23 protein-coding genes are annotated in these 25,853 nt (G+C 73.4%); 14 read left to right on the top strand and 9 right to left on the bottom strand.

Annotated features, from left to right (window positions below; genetic code table 11):
• On the bottom strand, positions 1-234 hold the full coding sequence (locus HDG69_RS12435; protein ID WP_171784152.1) for a hypothetical protein: 234 nt from the start codon (positions 232-234) through the stop codon (positions 1-3).
• A 175-nt stretch (positions 235-409) separates the two neighbouring features.
• Between HDG69_RS12435 and HDG69_RS12430 the strand changes: the two genes are divergently transcribed.
• Positions 410-2,074: an alpha-amylase family protein gene (locus HDG69_RS12430; protein ID WP_171784151.1), complete on the top strand. Its 1,665-nt coding sequence runs from the start codon at positions 410-412 to the stop codon at positions 2,072-2,074.
• 10 nt (positions 2,075-2,084) lie between these two features.
• Here the strand turns inward: HDG69_RS12430 and zapE are convergent, their stop codons facing one another.
• Positions 2,085-3,179, bottom strand: coding sequence for a cell division protein ZapE (gene zapE / locus HDG69_RS12425; protein WP_425484031.1), 1,095 nt, complete (start codon positions 3,177-3,179; stop codon positions 2,085-2,087).
• Positions 3,180-3,217: 38 nt separating this feature from the next.
• Here zapE and HDG69_RS12420 point away from each other — a divergent pair, with 38 nt between their 5' ends.
• Together HDG69_RS12420 and HDG69_RS12415 are read left to right on the top strand one after the other, a co-directional pair.
• Positions 3,218-4,012, top strand: a complete 795-nt coding sequence (locus HDG69_RS12420) for a dihydrofolate reductase family protein (protein WP_343036421.1) — start codon at positions 3,218-3,220, stop codon at positions 4,010-4,012.
• A 9-nt stretch (positions 4,013-4,021) separates the two neighbouring features.
• A complete protein-coding gene (locus tag HDG69_RS12415; protein ID WP_171784150.1) occupies positions 4,022-4,513 on the top strand; it encodes a hypothetical protein in 492 nt (163 codons plus the stop codon).
• 46 nt (positions 4,514-4,559) lie between these two features.
• Here HDG69_RS12415 and cuyB read toward each other — a convergent pair whose 3' ends face one another.
• From cuyB to gndA, 4 genes are read right to left on the bottom strand one after another with little or no spacing between them, the layout of a single operon-like run.
• Positions 4,560-5,297 (bottom strand): cysteate racemase, encoded by a 738-nt coding sequence (cuyB, locus tag HDG69_RS12410; protein WP_171784149.1) that lies wholly within the window; start codon positions 5,295-5,297, stop codon positions 4,560-4,562.
• A complete protein-coding gene (locus HDG69_RS12405) occupies positions 5,294-6,589 on the bottom strand; it encodes a carboxylate--amine ligase (RefSeq protein WP_171784148.1) in 1,296 nt (431 codons plus the stop codon). The genes cuyB and HDG69_RS12405 overlap by 4 nt, the downstream gene beginning before the upstream one ends.
• Positions 6,586-7,920: a carboxylate--amine ligase gene (locus tag HDG69_RS12400; protein WP_171784147.1), complete on the bottom strand. Its 1,335-nt coding sequence runs from the start codon at positions 7,918-7,920 to the stop codon at positions 6,586-6,588. Before HDG69_RS12400 ends, HDG69_RS12405 begins: the two co-directional genes overlap by 4 nt.
• Before the next feature lie 8 nt (positions 7,921-7,928).
• Positions 7,929-9,377: an NADP-dependent phosphogluconate dehydrogenase gene (gene gndA, locus HDG69_RS12395; protein ID WP_171784146.1), complete on the bottom strand. Its 1,449-nt coding sequence runs from the start codon at positions 9,375-9,377 to the stop codon at positions 7,929-7,931.
• Positions 9,378-9,520: 143 nt separating this feature from the next.
• Between gndA and HDG69_RS12390 the strand changes: the two genes are divergently transcribed.
• The 4 genes from HDG69_RS12390 (at position 9,521) to HDG69_RS12375 (ending at position 14,925) form a co-directional block, all read left to right on the top strand.
• The gene (locus tag HDG69_RS12390; protein ID WP_171784145.1) at positions 9,521-10,102 is read left to right on the top strand and encodes a DUF3000 family protein; all 582 of its coding nucleotides are present in this window, start codon (positions 9,521-9,523) and stop codon (positions 10,100-10,102) included.
• A complete protein-coding gene (locus HDG69_RS12385) occupies positions 10,099-11,334 on the top strand; it encodes an HRDC domain-containing protein (RefSeq protein ID WP_171784144.1) in 1,236 nt (411 codons plus the stop codon). Before HDG69_RS12390 ends, HDG69_RS12385 begins: the two co-directional genes overlap by 4 nt.
• A gap of 161 nt (positions 11,335-11,495) precedes the next feature.
• Positions 11,496-12,767, top strand: coding sequence for a thiolase family protein (locus tag HDG69_RS12380; RefSeq protein ID WP_171784143.1), 1,272 nt, complete (start codon positions 11,496-11,498; stop codon positions 12,765-12,767).
• A gap of 7 nt (positions 12,768-12,774) precedes the next feature.
• Entirely contained in the window at positions 12,775-14,925 is a 2,151-nt protein-coding gene (locus HDG69_RS12375) for a 3-hydroxyacyl-CoA dehydrogenase NAD-binding domain-containing protein (protein WP_171784142.1), read from the top strand.
• 206 nt (positions 14,926-15,131) lie between these two features.
• On the opposite strand, the gene HDG69_RS12370 is transcribed toward HDG69_RS12375, so the two are convergent.
• Positions 15,132-15,791 (bottom strand): HAD family hydrolase, encoded by a 660-nt coding sequence (locus HDG69_RS12370; protein WP_171784141.1) that lies wholly within the window; start codon positions 15,789-15,791, stop codon positions 15,132-15,134.
• Between the two features lie 245 nt (positions 15,792-16,036).
• Here HDG69_RS12370 and HDG69_RS12365 point away from each other — a divergent pair, with 245 nt between their 5' ends.
• Positions 16,037-16,726, top strand: a complete 690-nt coding sequence (locus tag HDG69_RS12365) for a hypothetical protein (RefSeq protein WP_171784140.1) — start codon at positions 16,037-16,039, stop codon at positions 16,724-16,726.
• A gap of 11 nt (positions 16,727-16,737) precedes the next feature.
• Here the strand turns inward: HDG69_RS12365 and HDG69_RS12360 are convergent, their stop codons facing one another.
• The gene (locus HDG69_RS12360; protein WP_171784139.1) at positions 16,738-17,625 is read right to left on the bottom strand and encodes an SGNH/GDSL hydrolase family protein; all 888 of its coding nucleotides are present in this window, start codon (positions 17,623-17,625) and stop codon (positions 16,738-16,740) included.
• A 106-nt stretch (positions 17,626-17,731) separates the two neighbouring features.
• On the opposite strand from HDG69_RS12360, the gene HDG69_RS12355 reads away from it, so the two are divergent.
• Positions 17,732-18,832, top strand: a complete 1,101-nt coding sequence (locus HDG69_RS12355; protein ID WP_246256615.1) for a carboxylate-amine ligase — start codon at positions 17,732-17,734, stop codon at positions 18,830-18,832.
• A 19-nt stretch (positions 18,833-18,851) separates the two neighbouring features.
• Here HDG69_RS12355 and dxs read toward each other — a convergent pair whose 3' ends face one another.
• Positions 18,852-20,741, bottom strand: a complete 1,890-nt coding sequence (gene dxs, locus HDG69_RS12350) for a 1-deoxy-D-xylulose-5-phosphate synthase (protein ID WP_171784138.1) — start codon at positions 20,739-20,741, stop codon at positions 18,852-18,854.
• A 225-nt stretch (positions 20,742-20,966) separates the two neighbouring features.
• Here dxs and guaB1 point away from each other — a divergent pair, with 225 nt between their 5' ends.
• The 5 genes from guaB1 to HDG69_RS12325 all read left to right on the top strand — a co-directional run bounded on the left by guaB1 (position 20,967) and on the right by HDG69_RS12325 (position 25,853).
• Positions 20,967-22,424 (top strand): GMP reductase, encoded by a 1,458-nt coding sequence (gene guaB1 / locus HDG69_RS12345; RefSeq protein ID WP_171784137.1) that lies wholly within the window; start codon positions 20,967-20,969, stop codon positions 22,422-22,424.
• 4 nt (positions 22,425-22,428) lie between these two features.
• On the top strand, positions 22,429-23,121 hold the full coding sequence (locus tag HDG69_RS12340; RefSeq protein ID WP_171784136.1) for an NUDIX domain-containing protein: 693 nt from the start codon (positions 22,429-22,431) through the stop codon (positions 23,119-23,121).
• Positions 23,122-23,131: 10 nt separating this feature from the next.
• Positions 23,132-24,031: a phosphotransferase gene (locus HDG69_RS12335; protein WP_171784135.1), complete on the top strand. Its 900-nt coding sequence runs from the start codon at positions 23,132-23,134 to the stop codon at positions 24,029-24,031.
• 101 nt (positions 24,032-24,132) lie between these two features.
• Positions 24,133-24,507: a helix-turn-helix transcriptional regulator gene (locus tag HDG69_RS12330; RefSeq protein ID WP_171784134.1), complete on the top strand. Its 375-nt coding sequence runs from the start codon at positions 24,133-24,135 to the stop codon at positions 24,505-24,507.
• Positions 24,504-25,853: a permease prefix domain 1-containing protein gene (locus HDG69_RS12325; protein ID WP_171784133.1), complete on the top strand. Its 1,350-nt coding sequence runs from the start codon at positions 24,504-24,506 to the stop codon at positions 25,851-25,853. The genes HDG69_RS12330 and HDG69_RS12325 overlap by 4 nt, the downstream gene beginning before the upstream one ends.

Genomic DNA, 25,853 nt, shown 5'->3' with positions numbered 1-25,853 from the left:
TCAGAGCTCGTCGGGGTCGTCCCAGGAGTGCCCGCTCGACGCTCCGTCGTGCGCCTGTCGTTCCGGCTGCGACAGCGAGGTCGGCGCCTTGGTCGCGTCCCCGCCTCGCCGCGGGTCGCCGTGCGGTTCCGTGAGCGACCGGCGGCGCGGCGCGATCCGGGCCTGCGACGCGATCGACTCGTCGAGGAGATGCCGGCCCGGTGCGGGGCTGCCCTCCCCCTGGTCTGTGCTCATGCTCCAGGTCTACCAGTGCAGGCCTCTGCTCGCTCCCGCTTGGCACACTTTTTTATCAGGACCTCGAATCGATACCATCGCGTCACGCCACGTCACCCCGCCGCCCCCGTCCGTGGCCGCACCGCAGTGCGGACCTTCGCGCCGCCGACGCCCGGACAGGACTATGGTGTCGGGCGTGACCGCAGCCGATCCTCCCGACGAGGCAGCGTTCGCCCCCGGCACCCGTGCACCGCAACCCCGGGCCAAGGAACGCTGGCCCGGACGCCAACCGTTCGTCTGGGCGCCGCGTGCACGCTCCGTCGAGGTCGTGCTGCCCCGTGCGACCGGCACGCCCGTCCGGCGGACCATGCGCCTCGTCGGTGCGCACGAACCGGGATACTGGCGCGCCGACGACCGTCTCCCGCCCGGCACCGACTACGCGTTCTCGATCGACGGCGGCCCTCCCCTGCCCGACCCCTGCAGCACCCTCCTGCCGCACGGCATCCACGGCCCCAGCCGGGTCCTCGACGAGGACTTCACCTGGCACGACTCGACCTGGCGCGGCGTGGACCTGACCCGAGGCGTCCTGCTGCACCTCGACGTCACCACCGCCACCCCCGACGGAACCCTCGATGCCGCAGGCCGGTTGCTGCCCGCCGTCGCGGCGCTGGGCGTGGACGGCGTCGAGCTCTCGCCGCTCTCCGCCTTCGACCCCGTCGCTGGACCCGAGGCCGGGGTACGGCTCTTCGCCGTGCACGACCGCTACGGCGGCCCGGCGGCCCTGCAGCGCTTCGTCGACCGTGCGCACCAGGCGGGACTCGCCGTCGTCCTGGACCTCCCGCACCGTTGGGCCGTGGCCGACGCCCTGGGTCTGCACGCGTTCGGCCCCTACGCGAGCGGCTCACGGATCGGACCGCGCTCCGGCACGGCGCAGCGGCGCGACAGCCCGCGGATCAACCTCGACGGGTCGGGCAACCGGGGAGCCCGCGACTTCCTCGTCGCCGACGCGCGGCGCTGGCTCGAGGACTACCACGTCGACGGGCTCCTGCTGGACGTCGAGGTCCTCGTGGACCGTTCCGGCATGCCCTTCCTCAGCGAGCTCGCCGAGGCCGTCCAGGCCGTCGCGGCTGGTACCGGCCGGCTGCGCACCCTCCTCATGGACGGACCGGGCCGCAGCGACCGGCTCACGTCCGTCGTCGGCCGCATCCTCACCGACGACGGACCGGAGCCCACGCACGACCTCCTGGAGATCGCCGACGCGGCGTTCCCGCCAGGTGGCGTGCACGCCCGCGCCCCCGCCACCCTGCGACGTGCGCACCGGGCGGCCGCCCGGTCGGCACCGGTGCTCGTCGACGACCTCACCCGGCTCCCCGCCGCCGCGCACGCGACACCCTGGTCCGAGAGCGCCCGCTCCGGTACCGCGGCACCCGCGCCGCGAACGGTCGTCGACGCCCGCGCCGCGCTGCTCGCGTTCGCGACGCTCGCAGGGACCCCGCTGGTGCTCGACACCGAGCACGTGCCGGTGGCCATGCCCGACCTGGCCTCGCGACGCCTCGTGGCCTGGGCACGTCAGCTCCTGACGCTGCGCCCGTCGTCGCTCGCCGACCTCGCCCGCCGTGTCGAGTCGAGCACCGGGCCCGGCGTGCTGGTCCTGCGCCGCGGTGACAGCGCCCTGGCGACCGTGACGCAGCCCCACGGCGTCGAGATCGACCTGTCCGAGCACCTGCCCGCGCCCGTCGGGTCCTGGCGGGTCGCCGCCTCCTGGGGGCAGCAGGCGACGCACCTGGTCGCGGGCCGGCTCCGGCTGCCCGCCCGCGCGATCGTCGTGCTGCGCCGCGACGTCGCCGCCGAGCAGACCTGACCCGTCCGGGTCAGTCGGTGGCCAGGCGCCGGCCCTCCTGGGCCAGGGAACCGAGGCGGGAGAGCGCCCGGAAGTACTTCTTGCGATAGCCACCGCGGAGCATCTCGTCGGTGAACAGCGCCCGCTGCGCCGCCGCGTCCACGTCGGCGAGCAGCACCGGGACGTCGCGGTCGTAGAGCCGGTCGATCAGCACGACCAGCCGCAGCGCGACCTCCTGACGGGTCACCGGGCGCACCCCGGTCAGCGCGACCATCTCGACGTCGTCGAGCAGGGCGCCGTACCGGCTCGGGTGCACCGTGGACAGGTGGGCGAGGAGATCGGCGAAGTCGTCCAGCGCCGCTCGTGGCCGGGCCTCGACCGCCGCCCGGACCGACTCCAGCGGCAACGGCTCGGCATCGGTCACGACGGCTCGGTGACGGTAGTCCTCGCCGTCGACGCGGAGCACCTCGAAGCGCTCGGCGAGCGCCTGGATCTCGCGCAGGAAGTCCTCGGCGGCGAACCGCCCCTCCCCCAGGGCGTCGGGCAGGGTGTTGGACGTCGCGGCGAGCGCGACGCCGCGGTCGGCGAGCTCACGCAGGAGTCGCGACATCAGCACGGTGTCGCCCGGGTCGTCCAGCTCGAACTCGTCGATGCAGACCAGCTGGCGGCCGGCGAGGGCGTCCACGGTGGGCAGGAAGCCCAGCGCACCCACGAGGTTCGTGTACTCCACGAAGGTGCCGTAGGCGGCGCTCCCCTCGCCCGAGGCCTCGGTGACGGCGTGCGCGAGCGAGGTGAGCAGGTGCGTCTTGCCGACGCCGAACCCGCCGTCCATGTACACCGCCGGCGCCGGCCGACGGCGGCCCAGCAGCGCCCGCAGACCGGAGGGCGCCGGGGCGACGATCTCGGCCGCCACCTCCTCGAGGCGCGACAGGACGCGAGCCTGGCTCGGGTGCTCCGGGTTGGCCCGGTACGTCGAGAACCGGGCGTCGTCGAAGTGCGGCGGCGGGACGAGGTCGTCCAGCAGCCGTCGGGACGACACGGCGGGCCGGACCGACACCAGGGACCTGGGGGTGAGGTCGTCGGGGCCCGGGATCGCGCGGGAGGTGGAGGACTGGACGGCGGTCACGATCCTCCAGCCTACGTCCGAGCCGTACGCTGGCCGTTGTGAGTTCGACCACCCCGCCGCTGCGGCTGCTGCTCCCGGAACCGGAGGACGTCCCCGCCGACCCGGCGGAACGGAGACTGGCCTCGCTGTACGCCCTGCCCGCGCGCCGGCACGTGCGCGCGAACATGATCGTCAGCGTGGACGGGGGCGCCTGGGGCGACGACGGCCGGTCGGGCTCGATCAACGACACCGCCGACTGGCGGGTGTTCCGCGTCCTGCGCGCCCTCGCCGACGTCGTGCTCGTGGGCGCCGGGACCGCCCGCGACGAGGGATACACGTCCCTGACCCGTCCCCGTGGGCTGGGGCACCTCGCCGAGCGGCCTCTGGAGCTGGCACTGGTCACGCGCAGCGGACGGCTCCCGGGCAGCGTCCTGGACGGCGCGCGACCGCCCTGGGTCGTCACCGGTGCGGCCGGTGAGACCTCCGCGTCCGCGCAGGTCGGCGCCGACCGGGTGATCGTGGCGGGCGACGGCGACACGATCGATCTCGCGGCCGGCACCGCCGCGCTCGCCGAGCGGGGGATGTCCCGGGTGCTGTGCGAGGGCGGTCCGCGCCTGCTGGCCTCGATGCTGTCCGCGGACCTGGTGGACGAGCTGTGCCTGACGACCGCTCCCCTGCTCGTGGGACCGGGTCCCGGCCGGATCGTGGCCGCCGCTCGCGAGGCCGCCACCGCCCGCGTGCGTGCGGCACGGCTCGCCCACCTGCTCGCCGCGCCGTCGGGCACCCAGCTGGCCCGCTGGGACCTGCGCGGTCACCCGGAGGCTCACCGGGCACCGGCGGCGACGGTGCCGTAGGTTGCTGCCATGCCGGACGCACCTCGGACCGTCGTGGTCCTCACCGAAGACGCACTGACCTCGGCCGACGTCGAGCACATCACGTCGCTGCACCCCGACGACGACGTCACCTACCGGGTGCTCGTCCCCGCGGACACGGAGCACAACGTCGTGGCGTCGGTGCTCGACCACCTCGGCATGCTGGAGCTGCGCGCGGCCTGGGAGGACCTCGTCGGGCGCGAGCCGGACCCGGCGGAGGCGACAGCGACCGCCGCCGAGCAGGTCGCCGAGTCGGTGGGGCTCCTGCGAGCTGCCGGCTCCGTGGCCTCCGGCGAGGTCACCGAGGACGACCCGCTGCCCACCCTGCGACGTGCCGTGTCCGACGGTGGCGACGAGGTCGTCGTGGTGACCTACCCGCACGCCGTGGAGGACACGTTCCACACGGACTGGGCCTCCCGTGCCCGTGAGGTGCTGCACGTGCCGGTGCTCCACCTCTACGCGGGCACGTCGGAGCTCGGCTGAGCGCACCCCTGCGCGGGGGGCCGCAGAGCCAGGGCCGCGGACCCGTTCAGCGGACGCGGTGACCGGCGCGGGTGATGGTCGCGCGGACGAGCTCGTCCATCGAGTCGAGGAAGGGCGGCTCGTCGAGCAGCCCGTGATCGACGGCGGCGACCGACAGCTCGGTGCAGCCCAGCACGACGACGCCGGCGCCCTGCTCGACCAGTCGCCCGGCCACGGCACGCAGGATCTCGACGTCGGCGGGGAGCCCCGCCTTGACCTGGTCGTAGATCACGGTGCTGACCAGCGCCTGGTCGGCCTCGTCGGGCGTCACCGCCTCGATGCCGTGGGCGCCGAACGCGTCGGCGTAGACCCCCGAGGCCACGGTCCCCGCGGTGGCCAGCAGGCCGACCTTCGTCAGCGACGGGTCACGGCGCCGGGCAGCCTCCACGGTCACGTCGACGATCGACACGAACGGCACGGTGATCGCGTCGAGCACCTGCTGGGTGAAGTAGTGCGCCGTGTTGCACGGCATCACCAGGAAGCGGACCCCGAAGTCCTCCAGCCGCCGTGCGTCGCGGGCGAGCACCGGTCCCGGGTCCAGCGTCGAGCGGCCGACGACGAAGTCCGTCCGGTCCGGCACCGTGGCGTGGTTCAGCACGACCATGTCGACGTGCTCCTGGTCCCGGTCGGCCTCCGTCAGCTGGACGACACGCTGCAGGAAGTACGCCGTCGCGAGGGGGCCGACGCCGCCGATCACCCCGACCGGCGGCGTCGGTGCACCCGCGAGGGGCTCGGGCTCGCTCACGCCGTTCCCGTCGCCGGCCCGTGCCAGGCCAGCCGGCGCGCCTCGGCCAGCGGGTAGTGGCGCGCGTACTTGCGCCACTGGTTGAGCTGCGCGACGCAGAGGTAGGCGATGCGGCGCGGGTCCGTCTCGGCCCGGTACCACAACGGGTTGGTGGACCGTCCGCGACGTGCGAGCCGGCGCGCCTCGGCGCGGACGTCGCCGTCGAGCACGTAGCGGCGCAGCAGCGGACCCGGCAGCACCGTGTAGAGGCTGCGGGCCTCGAGCTCGCCGGTGGCGGACACCGGCACGTCGGCACCGAGCACCGCACGAGGGTCCGGGTCGAGCCCGTGCAGGTGCTCGTGCACCGAGAACTTCACCGCGTGGGCCCCCGCCGCCGCGATGTAGAAGTTCGAGCGCCCCAGCCGCGGGTTGAGCTCGAAGAACACGTAGCGACCGTCGCGCGGGTCGTACTTCAGGTCGAAGTTCGCGAAACCCGTCCAGCCGACGTGCTCCAGCAGGCGAGTCGCCTGCTCGACGACGTCGGGCTGCACCTGCGTGATGATGCCGGCGGGGTTGCCGAGGGCGCCGGGGGTGTGCTCCTCGAGGAGCACGTGGCCGAACGCCGAGAAGCGCACCTTGCCGTTCGCGTCCGAGTAGCAGGTGAGGATCCGCATCCCCGAGTCGTCGCCGGGGATGTAGTCCTGGATGACGAACGAGCCCGCGTACCCGGCGTCGCGGACCCGACCCAGCAGCCCCTCGAGCTCCTCGCGCGTGTCGACGAGGAAGACCTTCTTCTTCCCCGCGAACTCGACGTCGTGATAGGCGGCGGTGCTCGCCGCCTTGGCGATGACGGGGAACGTCAGACCGGAGGTGTCCGGCCGGCCCCCGGCCGCGACGTCGTGCACGACCGTCGTGGGGTGCGCGATCCCGAGCTCGGCGCACAGGTCGCCGAAGCCCTCCTTGTCGGTCAGCCGCAGGAGCAGCTCCTCGCCGACGTACGGGATCGTGTAGAGGTCCTCCAGGCGGTCGCGGTTCTCCACCAGGGTGCGCACGAGCCAGTCCGCCGACCCCATGACGATCAGGTCGGCGTCGGTGTGCTCGGCGGCCACCGCACGCAGCCGGGCCACGATCGCGTCGGGGTCGTCGATGCGCGGCTCGGCGACGTGGTGCAGGATCCGCGAGTGTCGCACCAGGCCGGTGGACATCCCGGAGACGACCACCGGCTTGACGCCGTACGCCTCGTGGAAGGTGCGCGCCAGGGAGTACGCACCGATGTCGCCGCCGAGGACGACCGGTTGCAGCCGCCGGTTCATCGGCTCCCCCGTCCCGCCGAGGGCCGGGCGGCCGACGCGGCCTGCGCAGCGTCGTAGTTGGCCCGCAGCGCACTGGTCGGGTAGTAGCGCCGGTACTTGCGCACGTGGTTGACCAGGGCGGTCAGCACGTAGAGACGACGGCGCGGGCTCGCGTCGGCGGGGTACCGCAGCGGGTGCACCGACCGCCCGGTGCGCATCAGCCCGACCACACGGGCGCGCAGCCCCTGGTCCAGCACGTAGCGGCGCAGCAGCGCGTGCGGCACCACGGAGTACAGGACCTCGCGCCGGGCGGTGACGAGCTCGCGACGCTCGCCGCGGATCACGTCGTCCACGAGCACCTCGGTCGGGTTCTGCCCACCTGCGGTGAGGTAGTAGTTGTTCCGGCCGATGCGGGGGTTCTGCTCGAAGAACTTGTAGACGCCGTCGCGCGGGTCCAGCTTGACGTCGAAGTTCGCGAACCCGCGCCACCCGGTGCGCTCGCAGATCCGCTGCGCGGCGTCGAGGATCTCCTTGACCGGCTCGACGATCATCGCCGAGGGGTTCCCCCGGGCGGCCGGGGTGCGCTCCTCGAGGAGCACCCGGGCGGAGCACCGCAGGGTGACCCGGCCCGAGGTGTCGGAGTAGGTGGTCACCGAACGCATCTGGGTGTCGTCGCCCGGGATCATCTCTTGCACCAGGAACCGGCCACGGAAGCCGGCGCCACGCAAGGACGACCAGAGCCGGTCGAGCTCGTCGGGCGTGGCGATCTCGTAGATCTTCTTCTTCCCCGTGAACCGCACGTCGTGGTAGTCGGCGCTGGAGGCCGGCTTGGCGATCACCGGGTAGTCGAAGGCCACGGGTTCCGGCTTCCACTGCTCGTCCGCGGCGGCGGCGAAGTCCTGGATGACGGTGTCCGGTGTGGGGATGCCGAGCTCGGCGCACACGGCCGAGAACTCGGCCTTGTCGCAGATCCGGTCGATGAGCTCGACGTCCGCGTACGGCAGCACGTAGCCCGCCGTCTCGAGCACGGCGCGGTGGTGGGCGAGGATCCGCACCACCCAGTCCATGTTCGACTGCAGCAGCAAGGGCTCGCGGTGGCCCGCCGCACGCCGCTCGGTGGCCACCCGCTCCAGCGTCGCGACGATCTCGGCGGGCGCCGTGCCGGACAGCACGGTGTCGATGAGCTGGGAGTGCGCGATGGGGCCGGGCTCGGCGAACGCGACCACGGTGGTCCGCAGGCCGTACTGCTCGTGGAAGGAACGCGTCAGGCCGTACACGCCGATGTCCGACCCGACGATCACGGGGTGGAACCCGGGGCCCGCGGCCCCGGACTCCGCAGGTGAGCTGCTCACGAGGGTTCTCAGGCCTCCTGCTCGGTACGGTCGGCGGACCACTGGGTGTGGAACGTCCCCTCGCGGTCGGTCCGGCGGTAGGTGTGCGCACCGAAGAAGTCGCGCTGCGCCTGGATCAGCGCCGCCGGGAGGCGCTCGGCGCGCACACCGTCGTAGTACGCGAGCGAGGAGCTGAAGGCGGGCGTCGGGACGCCGTTCTGCGCCGCGGCGGCCACGACCCGGCGCCACGCCGCGAGACCGTTGCCGACCGCGTTCGTGAAGTACTCGTCGGCGAGCAGCAGCGGGAGGTTGGCGTCCCGCTCGTACGCCTCGGTGATCCGGTTGAGGAAGCGGGCGCGGATGATGCACCCACCGCGCCAGATGCGGGCCATCGCGCCACGGTCGATGTCCCAGCCGTTCTCGGCGGACGCCGCGGCGATCTGGTCGAAGCCCTGGGAGTAGGCGACGACCTTCGACGCGTACAGGGCCAGCCGGACGTCCTCCACGAAACGGGCGCGGGAGTCGTCGTCCGCCCCGATCTCCCACTCCTGGGTGTGCGCGGGCAGCGCCGCGTGGCCCGCCTCGCGCTGCGGGACGGAGCCGGACAGCGCGCGGGCGAAGGTCGCCTCGGCGATGCCGGTGATGGGCACGCCCAGGTCGAGGCCGTTCTGCACCGTCCAGCGGCCGGTGCCCTTCTGCTCGGCCTGGTCCAGGACGATGTCGACGAAGGCGGACCCGGTCTCGGCGTCGACGTGCTGCAGCACGTCGGCCGTGATCTCGATGAGGAAGGACTCGAGGTCGCCGGAGTTCCACTCGGCGAAGATCTGGCCGATCTCCGCCGCCGAGGCACCGAGTCCCTGCTTGAGCAGGTCGTAGGCCTCGGCGATGAGCTGCATGTCGGCGTACTCGATGCCGTTGTGCACCATCTTCACGAAGTGCCCGGCACCGTTCGGGCCGACGTAGGTGCAGCACGGCGTGCCGTCGACCTTCGCGGAGATCGCCTCGAGGATGGGCCCGAGCGACTCGTAGGACTCGCGGGTGCCACCGGGCATGATCGACGGGCCGAGCAGCGCGCCCTCCTCACCGCCGGACACGCCGGTGCCCACGAAGTGAAGGCCGCGGGCGCTCAGCGCCTCCTCGCGGCGGATGGTGTCCGGGAAGTGCGCGTTGCCGGCGTCGACGACGATGTCGCCCTCCTCGAGCAGCGGCAGCAGCTCGTCGATGACGGCGTCGGTCGCGGCACCCGCCTTGACCATGATGACGACCTTGCGCGGTCGTTCCAGCGAGGCCACGAAGTCGGCCATCGACTCGGACGGCACGAAGTCGCCCTCGTGGCCGGCCTCCTCGACCAGGGACTGCGTCTTGGCGTAGCTGCGGTTGTGCACGGCCACGGTGTAGCCGTGGCGGGCGAAGTTGCGCGCGAGGTTGCGACCCATCACCGCGAGTCCGGTGACACCGATCTGGGCACGTGCTGTCATCGATTCCTGCTTCCTCGTGAAGAGCGTGTCCGGGCGCCTGCTGACGGCGTGCCCGGGAGGCCGCGACCAGCCTAGTCGTCCGCGTGGGGCGACACGCCCACGCGCCGGGATCCGGACACCGGCCCGCGTCGTACGGTGGTGCGGTGAGCGGAACCCAGCGTGACGTGCCGGAACGGTTCGCGGCCGCCCTGGCCTCGCTGCGCGGGCGTCGCCTGCGCCCGGAGGTCCGGCTGGTCGAGGTTCCGGGGCCCCGGCGGGTGGCCCCGTTCTCGCTGGCCCTGGAGGGCGAGGTCTTCCTCGACGAGGACGAGATCGCCACCGGGAGGTTCGTGGGTCTGCACGACCCGGACGGCCAGGAGGCGTGGCGTGGTGACTTCCGGGTCGTGACGCTGGTGCGCACGCGGCTGGAGGCGGAGCTGGCCGCCGAGGAGATGCTCGGCGACGTCGCCTGGACGTGGGTCACGGAGAACCTCGGGGCGGCCGGGGTCGGCGCGATCGCCGCCGGCGGGACGGTCACGCGGGTGCTCTCCCAGAGCTACGGGGAGCTGGAGGCCACGCCCGCGGCCGTCGACCTGGAGATCCGTGCCTCCTGGACGCCGACCGGCACCGACCTCGGCGCGCACCTGGAGGTCTGGGCGGACCTGATGTCGACGGCGGGCGGGCTGCCACCGCTGCCGGACGGGGTGACCGCGCTGGACGTGCGGCGCCGTACGGTAGGTCCATGAGCTCAGCCCTGCCTGCCGACGCCACCGACGACGTCGAGATCGCCCCGCTGACCGAGCCCGCCGACGGCGTCGGGCGGGTCGTGGACACCCCGCAGGCGCTCGCACGGGTGGTCGAGGCCTTCGCGGCGGGTTCGGGACCGGTCGCCGCGGACGCGGAACGCGCCTCGGGATACCGGTACGGCCAGTCGACGTACCTGGTCCAGGTCCGTCGGGAGGGTGCCGGCACGGCGCTGATCGACCCCGTGCCGCTGCCTGACCTGTCCGCGCTGGGCGAGGCCGTCGGGGACGCCGAGTGGGTGCTGCACGCCGCCTCCCAGGACCTGCCCGGCTTCACCGAGCACGGGCTGCGGCCGGCGAGCCTGTTCGACACCGAGCTGGCCGCCCGCCTGCTGGGGATGCCGCGGGTCGGCCTCGCCGCCGTCGTGGCCGACACCCTGGGGCTCGGGCTGGCCAAGGAGCACTCGGCGGTCGACTGGTCGACGCGTCCGCTGCCCGAGGACTGGTTGCGGTACGCCGCGCTGGACGTCGAGGTGCTCGTGGCCGTGCGGGACGTGCTCGCCGAACGCCTGGCCGCGGCGGGCAAGAGCGAGTGGGCGGCCCAGGAGTTCGAGCACGTGCGGACGTTGCCGCCCGCGCCGCCGCGGGTGGAGCCCTGGCGCCGCACCTCCGGCAGCCACACGGTCACGGGGCAGCGACGCCTCGCCGTCGTCCGCAGCCTGTGGGAGGCGCGAGAGGCGAACGCCCGCCAGCGGGACGTCTCGCCCGGCCGCGTCCTGCCCGATCGCGCGATCGTCGCAGCGGCCAAGGCCCTGCCGCGCACCGTGCCGCAGCTCGTCGCGCTGCCGGAGTTCGCGACCAAGGGTGCCCGACGGCGTGCGCCGGTGTGGCAGCAGGCGATCGACGCGGCGCTCGCCCTCGACGAGGATGCGCTGCCCTCGACGCGCGGGCCCCGGACGGACGCCCCTCCCGCACCCCGCGCCTGGGCGGACCGAGACCCGGTCGCAGCGCGTCGCCTCGACGCGGCCCGCGAGATCGTGTCGCAGCTCTCGCAGGAGCACAGCGTGCCGTCCGAGAACCTCCTGCAGCCGGATGCCCTGCGCCGGGTGTGCTGGACGCCTCCTCGGCCCGCGGGGGCTCCGGAGATCGCCGACTTCCTGCGCGGCCGACAGGCGCGCGAGTGGCAGATCGGCCTGCTCGCCGAACGGTTGGCGACCGCCTTCGCCGAGGTGTGACCAGCCGCCGACAAGCTCCTGATACTCGGTCTCAGATGGTCTATGCTGTTTCCGGTACGCGCGGTAGCGTGTACCTGAGCCCCGGGTGATCCTCCGGAGGCTCCGAGCGACGATGCTCCCGGCACCGTCGGAACCGAACCACCGCAACGGACGGAGCTGCCATGACCGTGGCCCCCCAGGCCCCCGGCACGACCCGCGACCCGGCCCCCCGCGCACTGCGCGACGTGGTCTTCGTCGAGGGGGTGCGCACCCCCTTCGGCAAGGCCAAGGCCGACGGGCTCCTCGCCGAGACGCGGGCCGACGACCTCGTCGTCAAGGCCCTGCGCGAGCTGCTGCGCCGCCACCCCGGACTCCCCCTCGACCGGATCGACGAGGTCGCGATCGCCGCGACCACCCAGCAGGGCGACCAGGGGCTCACCCTCGGCCGCACGGTCGGCCTCCTGGCGGGACTGCCGCACTCCGTGCCCGGCTACGCGATCGACCGCATGTGCGCCGGCGCCATGACCGCGGTGACCACCACGGCCTCCAGCATCGCCGTCGGCGCGTCCGACGTCGTCGTCGCCGGTGGGGTGGAGCACATGGGGCGCCACCCCATGGGCCTGGACGCCGACCCCAACCCGCGGTTCCTCGCCGAGAAGCTGGTCGACCCGGCCGCGCTCAACATGGGCGTGACAGCCGAGAACCTGCACGACAAGTTCCCGCACCTGACCAAGGAGCGGGCCGACGCGTACGCGGTCGACACCCAGGCCAAGTACGCCAAGGCCGTCGCCAACGGCGACATCGGCCCGGAGATCGTGCCCGTCGCCGTCCGCTCGACCGAGCAGGGGTGGGGCCTGGCCACCGCCGACGAGCTCCCCCGGCCCAGCACCACCGTCGAGGGCATCGCCGGTCTCAAGACGCCGTTCCGGCCCGGGGGCCGCGTCACGGCCGGCAACGCCTCGCCGCTCACCGACGGCGCCACCGTGTCGCTGCTCGCGGCGGGCGAGACCGCCGACGAGCTCGGCCTGCCGGCCGCCATGCGGATGGTCTCCTACGCCTTCGCCGGCGTCCCGGCGGAGATCATGGGCTACGGGCCCGTACCGGCCACCGACAAGGCGCTCGCGAAGGCAGGGCTGAGCATCGACGACATCGGCCTGTTCGAGATCAACGAAGCCTTCGCCGTGCAGGTGCTCAGCTTCCTGGACCACTACGGCATCGCCGACGACGACGAGCGCGTCAACCGCTACGGCGGCGCGATCGCCGTCGGCCACCCGCTGGCCAGCTCGGGCGTGCGTCTCATGACGCAGCTCGCCCGCCAGTTCGCCCAGCATCCCGAGGTCCGCTACGGCATCACGACCATGTGCGTCGGGCTCGGACAGGGCGGCACCGTGATCTGGGAGAACCCGCACCACGCCGACTACTCGGGCCACGTCCCGGCAACCACGGAGGGCTGAACTGACCATGGCGGAGACCACCCAGACCTCGCAGGGGCGCACCGAGCGCGTCACCCACTCGCTCGTGCGCGACGTCGCCCTGCCCGACGGCGGCGGCACCCTCGCGCTCGTCACCCTCGACAACGGGCTCGACCACACCAAGCCGAGCACCCTCGGCCCCGAGGGCCTCGCCGAGCTCACCGCGGCACTGAGGGCACTGCAGCAGCGGGCCGCCGCCGGTGAGATCGTCGGCGTCGGCGTCACCGGCAAGCCCTACTTCCTCGCCGCGGGCGCCGATCTCCTCGGCGTCGGGGCGGTGACCTCACGCGAGCAGGCGCTCGAGCTCGGCCGCTCGGGCCACACCGCCTACGAGCTGCTGCACACCATGGGCGTGCCGACGTTCGCGTTCGTCAACGGCCTGGCGCTCGGTGGCGGCCTCGAGGTCGCGCTGAACTGCGACTACCGCTCCGTGGCGTCCGACGCCGCAGCGCTCGGACTGCCCGAGACCGGTCTCGGGCTCGTGCCGGGCTGGGGCGGCGCCTACCTCGTCCCGCGCCTGGTCGGCATCGAGAAGGCCGTCGACGTGCTCCTCACCCGGCCGGCGGCGAACAAGCCGTTCAAGCCCGCCGAGGCCCTCGAGATCGGCCTGGTCGACGAGCTGTTCGAGGCCGCGGACTTCCTCGAGCGGTCGGTCGACTGGGCCGCCCGCGTGCTGCGCGGTGAGGTCACCCCGGCGCGGCGGGAGCTCGACCCGCAGCCCGTGTGGGACGCCGTCGTGCACGCCACCCGCGAGCGCCTCGACGCGGTGATCCACGGCTCCCGGCCGGCCCCCTACCGCGCGCTGGACCTGCTGGCGGGTGCCCGCACCGCCTCGCGCGAGGAGGCGTTCGCCGCCGAGGACGAGGCGCTGGCCGACCTCATCATGTCCGACGAGATGCGGGCGAGCGTCTACGCGTTCCAGCTCACGTCGTCGGGCAAGAAGCCGAAGGGCGCGCCGGACAAGAGGCTCGCCAGGCCGGTGACGCGCGTCGGCATCGTGGGTGCCGGGCTGATGGCCGCCCAGATCGCGCTGCTGGTCTCGCAGCGTCTGGGCGTCCCGGTCGTCATGCGCGACCTGGACACCGAGCGCGTCGAGAAGGGCCTGGGCTTCGTCCGCAGCACCGTGGACAAGCTGGTCGCTCGCGGCCGGATGAAGCCGGAGGTCGGTGACCGCATCGTCGCCAGCGTCTCGGGCACCACCGAGATCACCGACCTCGCCTCCTGCGACGTCGTGATCGAGGCGGTCACCGAGGTCATGGGCCTGAAGAAGAAGGTCTTCGCCGAGCTCGAGGAGATCGTCGGCGAGGACACGGTCCTGGCGACCAACACCTCGGCGCTGTCGATCACCGAGATGGCCGCGGACCTGCGCCACCCCGAGCGCGTGGTCGGGATCCACTTCTTCAACCCGGTGGCCCAGATGCCGCTGGTGGAGGTCGTCAACGCCGAGCACACCTCGGACGAGGCCCTGGCCACCGCGTTCGCGATCACGAAGAGCCTGCGCAAGACGGCGGTGCTCGTGGCCGACCGTCCCGGCTTCGTCGTGAACCGGCTGCTGGTGCTCGTCATGGGCAAGGTCGTCGAGGCGGTCGAGAACGGCACCTCGGTGGAGGTCGCGGACACCGCCCTGGCGCCGCTGGGCTTCCCGATGCCCACCTTCGAGCTGTTCGACCTGGTCGGTCCCGCCGTCGGGCTGCACGTGCTGACCTCGCTGCGCGAGGACCTCGGCGACCGGTTCCCCCGCTCGGCCGGGCTGGAGAAGATCGTCGCCGACGGCACGCGAGTCGTGCTCGACGCACCGGGCCGCGGGCTGCCGAAGCCGGTGGACCCGGCGATCCAGGGCGTGTTCGGCGAGGCGCTGCCGGCGGGCACCGAGGGTCGCGCCGGCACCCCGGTGCTGGACGCCGCGGGCGTGCTGGACTCGGTGCTCACCGCGCTGACGGTCGAGATCGGGCACATGCTCGACGAGCAGGTCGTGTCCGACCCGTCCCAGATCGACCTGTGCATGATCCTCGGCGCCGGGTGGGGCTTCCACACCGGTGGGATCACGCCGTACCTGGACCGCACCGGGTACAGCGAGCGGGTGCTCGGCCGCAGGCTCCTGCCCGACGGTGTCGCGAACGTCCCCGGGGGCTCCGCCTGAGCCGAGGTCACCTGACGATGCCCTCCCCGGGTGACACCACCGGTGGCCCGGTCCCGACGTCGGGACCGGGCCGCCGGTGCGTCCGGTGCCGAGCAAGGCACCGCTGAAGGACGAGGTCCCACGGCACCGTCCTCGACCGACGTCGCGGAAGCTCACCCGTCGGCCGCTGATGCGTGAGGTTCCGCCACGCCGCGCCCCGGCAGCACTCAGCGACCGTGCGCCGGCGAGGCCGCGAGCGCCACGACGTCGCGAGTGCTTGCGGCGACGACGTCGGGCCGCGCGCCGCCCGACCACTCCCGCCCGTGGGACACCCACCCGGTGCGGGTGCCGGCCGCCCGGCCGACCGCGACGTCGGCGTGGGCGGCGTCGCCGATCATCCAGACGTCGCGCCGGTCGGCGTCCGCCGCACCCAGCCGTTCGAGGGCGGTCTCGACGAGGCGCGGGTCCGGCTTCTCGACGCCCTCCTCCCCCGACACGACGATCGCGTCGACGTGGCGCTCGACGTCGCAGCGGGCGATCTTGCCGCGCTGCTGGGCCGGGTCGCCGTTGGTCACGACACCGACGAGGTGGCCGGCGCCACGCAGCACGTCGAGGGTGTCGAGCACCCCCGGGTAGGCCTCGACGTGCTCGCGGATCCCGGCACGGAAGAGCTCGATGGTCGCCGGGACGTCGTCCGGCAGCCCGAGTCGGTCGATGATCACCCGGGCGAGGTCGGCCTTGCGGGAGAAGCCGCCGTCGTCGGCCGCCACGATCGCCGCGAGGTCTGCGTCGGTACGCCCGTGGTCGGCGACCGCCTTGCCCGCCCAGGCGGCGAACGCGGCGTCGCGGTTCACGAGCGTGTTGTCGAGGTCGAACAGCCAGATCACCCCAGCACGCTACCGGCACGAGCCCTGGCAGGGCGTGACGGTCCGGAGTATGGTCGGGATCGGGCGGTGCGTCCCGCCCCACCCTCGGACCGGTGCTCGCGCCACCGGGACCACCGGGCAGTCGCCCGGAGGTGAGGGCAAAGGGGACCTCGAGTGCTCGACGCGTCGCGCAGGACATCCGTGTTCCGGTGCGGCACCGGTGGGCGCGAGCCGCAGGTGGCGCGCCAGCGAGCACAGGAGTCCCCATGACCACCCAGGAGTCGTTCAAGCGCCGCGTCCGCGAGCGCATGGTCCGCACCGGCGAGCGCTACGCCGCCGCCCGACGCCACCTGTTGTCCGCACCCGCCACCGGCGCCGGCGGCTGGGTCAGCGAACCAGAGCTGTCCGACCAGCGTGTCCGCGAGGCGACCGGCCTCGGCTGGGACGAGTGGGTCGCAGACATCGACGCGGGACCCGGCCGGTCCGCCTCGCACCCCGAGATCGTCGCGTGGGTGACCGAGCGTGCCACCTTCTCCGGCTGGTGGGTGCAGACGGTGGTGGTGGGCTACGAGCGCATCACCGGCATCCGGCTGCCGGGCCAGATGCCGGACGGCACCTTCACGATCAGCCGGTCCAGGCTGCTCGACGCGGACCGGCAGACGGTCCGCGCCCGGCTGCTGGACGACGGCGGACCGGACACGCTCGTGCCGGGCCTGACGCTCGTGCCGCGGTCCCGGCCCGGGGTGAAGCGGCCACGCTTCACCCTTACCGAGAGCGGCCCCGACGGGGACGTCGACCAGGGGGTCCTCATGCTGTCGACGGACGCCGTCGGTGACCGGTGCCGGCTGACGGCCACGCACGAGTCGATCCCCACCGCGGCCGAGGCCGACCAGTGGAAGAAGTTCTGGGCGGAGTGGCTCACCGCGCTCGCCGAGGCGGACGACCAGGATCGCTAGGCCCGCGAGCGTCAGCCGCGACGTCGGCCCCCGGCGCGACCTCGACGTCCGCCGCGGGGCCGACGCCGCGTCCCGGCGAGGGGGTCGGGGGCGCCGTGGCCCGGTGGCAGCTCGTCACGCTCGCCGAGCGCGACCAGCACCGAGGGCACCAGCGCCTTGGCCGTGCGGCGGTACCCCAGCGCGCTCGGGTGGAAACGGTCCAGGCTGAAGGCCTCCTCCGGGGACGAGACGAAGAACGGCCCGACGACGTCGGCCAGCGACACGGTGTGCGCCCCGGCCCGGCGGGCGGCGACCGACTGGACCGCGGCCAGCTGCCGCGAGGCCCGCGAACCGAGCGTGCGCAGGGGTTGGGGCACGGCGCGCAGCGCGCCGAGGTCCGGGCAGGTGCCGACCACGACGGCGCTCCCCCGCACCTGGAGCCGTTCGATCGCCTCGACGAGATGGCGGGCGGACACCGTCGGGGGGACCCGGTGGGTCACGTCGTTGCCGCCCACGACGATCAGCGCCACGTCGGGCCGGTAGCCGGTGTCCAGCGTGTCGATCTGGGCGGCCAGGGCCGAGGACTCCGAGCCGACGACGGCGGCGCACCGCAGCCGCACGGGGCGCTGCAGCCTCGTGCCCACCCCGCGGGCGACGCGCGCCCCGAGCGTGTCCTTGCGCCGCTCCGCACCGAGCCCCGCGGCGACGGAGTCACCGATCACGAGCAGCTCGAGCGGTTCTCCCGCGTAGCGCCGGCGCCACACGCGGTCGGCGTCCAGGGCGACCTCGCCGAGCGCCTTGCCGATCCGGCGTCGGGCGAGCGCCGCCTGGCGCCTCAGCACCACGACGATCGCGGCCGCTGCCGTCGCAGCCACCAGCGGGATGCCCAGCGCGGCCACGACGGTGCGAGTACGACCCATGGTCGATTTCAAGCAGACGCGCGTGAACGGCGGGTGTCCGCGCCCTGACGTGTCGGCGGCAGCGTGTCGACGCGCGACCAGCGGGACCTGGCCCCATGATGCCGACATGACGAAGCCGCGCACCATGGGGGTCGAGGAAGAGTTCCTGCTGGTCGGGCCCGACGGCTCGCCCGTCGCCCAGGCCGCCGAGGCCCTGGAGGCGTCCGGTCACCCGGCCAAGGGCGGCGGCACGGGCGCGCTGGAGCCGGAGTTCATGGAGGAGCAGCTCGAGACCGCCACGCATCCGCACGCCTCCCTGACGGACCTCGCCGCGGAGATCCGGGCCGGCCGCGCCAGGGCCCAGGACGCCGCGGACCGTGTCGAGGCACGCGCGGTCGCTCTGGCCACGTCCCCGATCGCTTTCACGGGCACCACGGTGTCGCGGCTGCGCTACCAGCGGGCCCGGCACGTCTTCGGCATGACGGCCCGCGAGCAGCTCACCTGCGGGTGCCACGTGCACGTCGCCGTCGAGGACGACGCCGAGGGCGTCGCCGTCGTCGACCGGATCGGACCGTGGCTGGCCACCATCATGGCCCTGAGCAGCAACTCACCCTTCTGGCAGGGCGAGGACACCGACTACGCGAGCTTCCGGTCCCAGGTATGGATGCGGTGGCCGACCGCCGGCCCCACCCGGCACTTCGGCACGCCGGAGGCCTACCACGCCGCCGTCGACGCCCTCGTGGCGACCGAGACCGTCCTGGACCGGAACATGGTGTTCTTCGACGCGCGACTCTCGCCCCGCTACCCGACGGTCGAGGTGCGCGTCATGGACGTGTGTCTCGACCCGGACACCACGACGCTGGTCGCCGCTCTGGTGCGCGGCCTCGTCGAGACGGCGGCCCGCGAGGCCGCCGACGGACGCCCGGCCGCCGACCCCGGTGTCGAGCTGGAACGCACGGCGGCCTGGCGCGCAGGGCGGTCCGGGCTCTCCGAGAACCTCGTGTCACCCCTGACCTGGAAGCCTGCGCCCGCCCACGATGTCGTCGGGCAGCTCGTCCAGCACGTGCGGGACGCCCTCGTGGACACCGGCGACCTGGACGTCGTCACCGAGCTGCTCGGGCGCCTCTGGTCGACCGGCGGCGGGGCGGCGCAGCAGCGCGCCTGGTTCGCCGAGTCGGGCGACCTGCACGGCGTCGTCGAGCGGGCGGTGAAGGTCACCCACTCCTGAGAGGTCGTCGGCCGCCGGCTCAGTCCTGCGCGAGCGCGGCCAGCGCGTCCCGGACGGCGTCCTCGGCCCGGAGCCTCTGCTCGGTGACGATCTGATCGCGTGAGGCGTGGTCGAGGAACTCGACCGGCAGGCCGCGGTGCACGAAGGCGGTGCGCACGCCCTGTTCGGCGGCGCGCTGGGCGAGCATCGCCCCGACGCCGCCGTCGACCACACCGTCCTCGAGGGTGACCACCAGGTCGTGCTCACCGGTCAGCTTGACCAGGCGCTCCGGGACCGGCAGCACCCAGGTCGGGGAGACCACGTCGACCTCGAGACCGTGCACGGCCAGCGACTCCCCGGTGACGAGCGCCGCGCCCGCCATCGAGCCGACCCCGACCACGAGCACGCGACGGCCCGCGGGGGCCGTAGCGGCGGGCGCGTGGCGCGCGACGACGTCGACGCCCTCGAGCTCCTCGATCGCCTCGATCGGGTCGCCGAGCGCGCCCTTGGGGTAGCGGACCACGGTGGGGGCGTCGTCGACGTCGACGGCGGTGCGCAGCGCCGAGCGCAGCGTCACCTCGTCGCGCGGGGCGGCCAGGCGCAGGCCGGGCACGATGCGCAGCATCGCCATGTCCCACATGCCGTTGTGGCTCGCGCCGTCGTCGCCGGTGATGCCCGCCCGGTCCAGCACGAACGTCACCCCGGCCTTGTGCAGCGCCACGTCCATGAGGACCTGGTCGAACGCACGGTTGAGGAAGGTGGCGTAGACGGCGACGACGGGGTGCAGCCCGGCGAACGCCATGCCGGCGGCCGAGGTGACGGCGTGCTGCTCGGCGATGCCGACGTCGAAGGTCCGCTCGGGGAACTCCTGCGCGAACGGGGCGAGGCCCACGGGGTGCAGCATCGCCGCGGTGATCGCGACGACGTCGCTGCGCCGTCGGCCGATCTCGACGATCTCGTCGGCGAACACCTGGGTCCAGCCGAAGCGTGACGGCGCCACCGGAAGCCCGGTCTCGGGGTGGATCTTGCCGACGGCGTGGAACCGGTCGGCGACGTCCTCCTCGGCCGGGGTGTAGCCGCGGCCCTTCTCGGTGATGACGTGCACGATCACCGGACCGCCGAACGCCTTGGCGCGACGGAGCGCCGCCTCGGTGGCCTCGGTGTCGTGGCCGTCGACGGGCCCGATGTACTTCAGCCCGAGGTCCTCGAACATGCCCTGCGGGGCGACGACGTCCTTGAGGCCCTTCTTCAGGCCGTGCAGCCAGTCGTAGGCGAACCGTCCCGGCGCGCCGGTGCGGTGCAGCGTGCGCTTGCCCCAGCCGAGGAACGCCTCGTAGCCGCGGGTGACCCGCAGCGTGTCCAGGTGGTTGGCGACGCCGCCGATCGTCGGCGAGTAGGAGCGACCGTTGTCGTTGACGACGATGACGAGGCGGCGGTCGGCGTCCGCGGCGATGTTGTTGATCGCCTCCCAGGCCATGCCGCCGGTGAGGGCCCCGTCACCGATGACGGCCACCACGTGCCGGTCGTCCCGCCCTTGGACGGTGTTGGCCTTGGCGATGCCGTCGGCCCACGACAGCGCCGTCGAGGCGTGCGAGTTCTCCACGACGTCGTGCTCGGACTCCGCCCGGCTCGGATAGCCGGACAGCCCGTCGCGCTTGCGCAGCGCCGAGAAGTCCTGGCGGCCGGTCAGGAGCTTGTGGACGTAGCACTGGTGGCCGGTGTCGAAGACGAACGTGTCACGCGGCGAGGCGAAGGCGCGGTGCATCGCGATCGTCAGCTCGACGACGCCGAGGTTCGGCCCGAGGTGCCCGCCGGTGCGCGAGACGTTCTCGACCAGGAAGTCGCGGATCTCGGTCGCGAGCTGCCGCGTCCGCGCAGGGCTCAGCCGTCGCACGTCCGCGGGCGTCTCGATCGTGCTCAGCAGCCCCATGCGTTCCTCCCACTGGTCATCCGACAACTCTAAGCCGTGTTCGCCACGTGGCTGTGCGGTCCCCGTGGGGACGGCGCGACGACCGTGGGGACGTCGGGGGCACCGCCGACCGCCGACCGCCGTCGCACGATAGGTTCGACAGTGGCCGGCGGGAAGACCTGACCGTCGGCGAGCGTTCGAGGGTCGGAAGGATCCTCCCTCGACACAACCCTCAAAGAGGCACCCGTGCGCTTCCTCGACGGCCAGCGGCCGACCACCGACCTGACCTACGGCGACGTCTTCATGGTGCCGTCGCGCTCCGACGTGACGAGCCGGTTCGACGTCGACCTGTCGACCGACGACGGCACCGGGACCACCATCCCCGTCGTGGTCGCCAACATGACGGCCGTCTCGGGACGCCGCATGACCGAGACGATCGCCCGGCGCGGCGGGATCGCGATCCTGCCGCAGGACGTGCCCGTCGACGTGGTGGCCGACGTCGTGGCCGACGTGAAGTCCAAGGACCCCGTCATCGAGACCCCCGTGACGGTCACCCCCACCGAGACGGTGGCGACGGTCCTGACGCTGCTGGGCAAGCGGTCGCACGGGGCGGCCGTGGTGGTCGACGACGGCCGGCCGGTCGGCGTGGTCACCGAGGCGGACTGCCTGTCGGTGGACCGCTTCGCCCGCGTGGGGACGATCATGTCGGCCGACCTGGTGACCCTGGACGCCGCGCAGGTGGAGACCGACGGGATGGCCGCGACCTTCGAGCTGCTGCACGCGGCCAAGGTCCAGCTCGCGCCGGTGGTGCGCGACGGCGTCCTGGTCGGGGTGCTGACGCGCAAGGGTGCCGTGCGCTCCACCGTCTACTCCCCCGCCCTCGACGGGCAGGGGCGCCTGCGGGTGGGTGCCGCCGTCGGGATCAACGGCGACGTCGCCGCCAAGACGCGCGAGGTGCTCGCCGCGGGCGTCGACGTGCTCGTGGTCGACACCGCGCACGGCCACCAGGACAAGATGCTCGCGGCCCTGCGCGAGATCAGCTCGGTGCGCTCGGACTTCCCGCACGTCCCGGTCGTCGCGGGCAACGTCGTCACGGCCGACGGCGTGCGCGACCTCGTCGCCGCGGGTGCCGACATCCTCAAGGTGGGCGTGGGCCCCGGCGCGATGTGCACCACCCGCATGCAGACCGCCGTCGGGCGTCCGCAGTTCTCCGCGGTCCTGGAGTGCGCCGCGGCGGCGCGCGAGCTCGGCAAGCACGTCTGGGCCGACGGCGGGGTCCGCCACCCGCGCGACGTCGCCCTCGCGCTCGCCGCAGGAGCCTCGCAGGTGATGATCGGCTCCTGGTTCGCCGGGACGTACGAGTCGCCGGGAGACCTGCACGACGACGGCTCGGGGCGGCAGTACAAGGAGTCCTTCGGCATGGCGTCCGCACGAGCCGTCGCGGCCCGCACCGCCGGCGCCGGCACCGCGTTCGACCGCGCCCGCAAGGCTCTCTACGAGGAGGGCATCTCGACGGGGAAGATGTACCTCGACCCGGCCCGTCCGGGTGTGGAGGACCTGCTCGACGAGATCACCTCGGGGCTGCGCTCGAGCTGCACGTACGCGGGCGCACGCACGCTGCCCGAGTTCGCCGAACGTGCCGTCGTCGGCGTGCAGTCCGCCGCCGGGTACGCCGAGGGCATGCCGCTGGCCACCTCCTGGTGACGTCGTGAACGGGCCCACCGCACGCGACCAGCTCGCCGCGCTGGCCGACGACGGTGCCTTCACGGGGCCCTGGCGCCATGCCCGCGGCGAGATCGACCTCTCGGCGGCCCGCCCCGCCGCCGTGCTGGTCCTGTTCGGCGTCCTGGACTCGCTCGCCGCGGAGCACGACGCCCAGGCGCTGGCCGTGCACCGCGACCTGGACGTCCTGCTGCTGGCGCGCGCTGCCACGCTGCGCTCCCACGCGGGACAGGTGGCGTTCCCCGGCGGGCGCGTGGAGCCGGACGAGGGTGTCGTGGAGGCGGCGCTGCGCGAGGCCACCGAGGAGACCGGGGTGGACACCGCGGGCGTGGAGGTTCTCGGCATCCTGGAGTCGTTGCCGATGCCCGTCAGCAACCATGTCGTCACGCCGGTGCTCGGCTGGTGGGCCCGGCAGTCCGCCGTGGGCGTCGTCGACCCGGCCGAGTCCGCGCACGTCTTCCGCGCGCCGGTGGCCGATCTGCTGCACCCCTCGAACCGCGTGACCACCGTCCTGCGCCGGGGCGGGCAGGTCTGGAGCGGTCCCGGCTTCCTCGTGGACGACGGCGGCACGCAGCACCTGGTCTGGGGCTTCACCGGGGGCATCCTCGACGCGATGTTCGACCACCTGGGCTGGACCGAGGACTGGGACCGGGCCCACGAGCTGGAGCTCGACCTGTGAGCACCATCTCGTGAAGGCCGACCTGGACGTCACCGTCGCCCTGGTGCGCGCGCTCCTCGCCGAGCAGCATCCCGACCTGGCCGCGCTCCCCCTGCGCCCCGTGGCCGAGGGCTGGGACAACGTCATGCTGCGTCTCGGCGACGACCTGGCCGTCCGGGTGCCGCGCCGCGAGATCGCCGCACACCTGGTGGAGCACGAGCAGCAGTGGCTGCCGGTCCTGGCCGCGCGGTTGCCGGTCGCCGTGCCCGTCGCGGTGCGGGTCGGCCGTCCGAGTCCGGCCCTGGGGTATCCGTGGTCATGGTCGGTGGTGCCGTGGATCGCCGGCCTCCGCGCCGCGGACGTCCCGGTGGAGCAGCGGCGCACGGCCGCCGGACCCTTGGCTGCCTTCCACCGGGCGCTGCACGTACCGGCACCACCGGACGCCCCGGTCAACCCCTTCCGCAGCGCGGCACTGCCCACGCGGGGTGCGGCGGTGCACGGGCGCGTCGAGCGCGGCATCGTGCCCGACGGCGACCGCGTGCTCGCCCTGTGGTCCCGGCTCGTCGATGCTCCCGCCTGGGACGGGCCGCCGCTGTGGATCCACGGCGACCCGCACCCCGGCAACCTCGTGCTCGACGACGGCGCGAGCGCGGAGCCGCACGGGCTGGCCGCCGTCGTCGACTTCGGGGACATGACCTCCGGCGACCCGGCGACGGACCTGGCGGCCGCGTGGCTCGTGCTCGACGCCACGGGTCGCACGGTCTACGGGGAGGCACTCTCGGACCGCTACCCGCACGACGACCCGGTCTGGCTCCGCGCCCGCGGCTGGGCCCTGACGATGTCGACGTCGATGCTCGAGTCCGGTCCCGAGCACGAGTGGGTGCGCCGCATGGGCGCGGAGGCCCTGGCCCGGGTGCTCGCCGACACCTGAGGTGCGCGGCTGACCGGACGGCCGGTCCTGAACCGCTCCGGCGCTTGCCATACCTAGAACTGCGAGGGTTTAATACCTAGCAGATCGAGGGATGGAGACCCGTGCACATCGAAAAGGACCTGGTCGCAGCCTCCGCGACACCCCTCGTGCTCGGCATCCTCGCCGAGGGCGAGTCGTACGGCTACGCCATCGCCAGACGCGTTGCCGAGCTGTCCGACGGCCACATGGAGTGGACCGACGGGATGCTGTACCCGCTGCTGCACCGCCTGGAGCGCCACGGGCTCGTCGAGGCGAGCTGGGGCCGGTCGGAGTCGGGACGGCGCCGCAAGCACTACGCGATCACCGCGGCCGGCCGGGAGACGCTCGCCGAGCGCCAGGCGCAGTGGCACGTCGTGAGCAAGACGTTGAACCAGGCCTGGGAGGCCGTCTCGAGGCCGCTGCCGGGCGGCCCCGCCACCGCAGGAGGGTTCGCATGACGGACTCCACGACGAGCCTGGAGACCCAGGTCGCCCGGTGGCGCGACTACGTCCACCGGCACCGCGCCATCGCTCCTGCCGACGTGGACGAGATGGAGGATCACCTGCGCGAACGGGTGGCCGACCTGACCGCCACCGGGCTCGACGACGACGAGGCCTTCCTCGTCGCCGTCAAGCGCCTCGGTCGCCTGGACGCGATCTCGCGCGAGTTCGCCCGCGAGCACTCGGAGCGACTGTGGAAGCAGCTCGTGCTCGTGCCCGACGCCGACGACGCCGGCTCGTCGGAGGCACGCCGGGAGCTCACCGTCGTTCTCACGCTCGCCCTCGGTGCGGGCCTGGCCGTCAAGCTCGGCACCACCTTCTGGGACGAGAGCACCCTGCTGCGCAACGCCGGCTTGCTCGTCGCACCGTTCCTGGCCGGGTACCTGGCGTGGAAGCGGCGGCTGACCTGGCGCACGCTGGGCATGCTGGGCGCAGCGTTCGCCGTCCTCGGCGTGGTGCTGAACGCCTACCCCTTCGACCCCTCCGGCTCGACCGTCGTCCTGGCCGCCGTCCACGCACCGGTCGTGCCCTGGGCGCTCGTCGGCCTGGCATACGTGGGGGGCCGGTGGCGATCGTCCGACCGTCGCATGGACTTCGTCCGCTTCACCGGTGAGCTGGCGATCTACGTCGCGCTCATCACCCTGGGCAGCGGTGTGCTCGTCGGCCTCACCTTCGGGCTGCTGGGCCTGGTCGACGTCGACCTCGAGCCCGCTCTCGAACAGTGGTTGATCCCGTTCGGCGTGCCGGGCGCCCTGATCGTCGCGGCCTGGCTGGTCGAGGCCAAGCAGCAGGTCGTCGAGAACATGGCTCCCGTGCTGACACGCGTCTTCACGCCGCTCACGACCGTGATGCTGGCCGTGTCGTTCACCGTGCTCGTCGCGGTCGGCGGACTGACCACCGTCGACCGCGGGCTGCTCCTCCTGCTCGACGCGGTGCTGATCCTGGTGCTCGCGCTGCTGCTCTACTCGATCTCGGCGCGCGACCCGCTCGCACGACCCGGCCTGTTCGACGTCCTCCAGCTCGCGATGGTGGTCGCCGCCCTCGCGGTCGACACCGTCGCCCTGACGGCGATGCTCACACGCATCGCGGAGTTCGGCGCCAGCCCCAACAAGGTCGCGGCGCTCGGGCTGAACCTCCTGCTGCTGGTCCACCTGGTGCGCACCGGATGGCTGCTGGCGGGATTCTGTCGCCGACGGCGAGGGTTCGGTGCGCTGGAGACGTGGCAGACGGCCTACCTGCCGGTCTACGCCGCCTGGGCGACGCTGGTCGTGGTGGCCTTTCCCGTGGTCTTCGGCTTCGCCTGA

Origin of the sequence: Isoptericola halotolerans, assembly GCF_013149785.1 — a bacterium.
Classification (GTDB): domain Bacteria; phylum Actinomycetota; class Actinomycetes; order Actinomycetales; family Cellulomonadaceae; genus Isoptericola; species Isoptericola halotolerans.
The sequence above is the reverse complement of the archived record's forward strand: the minus strand, read 5'-3'. Positions and strand labels throughout refer to the sequence as shown.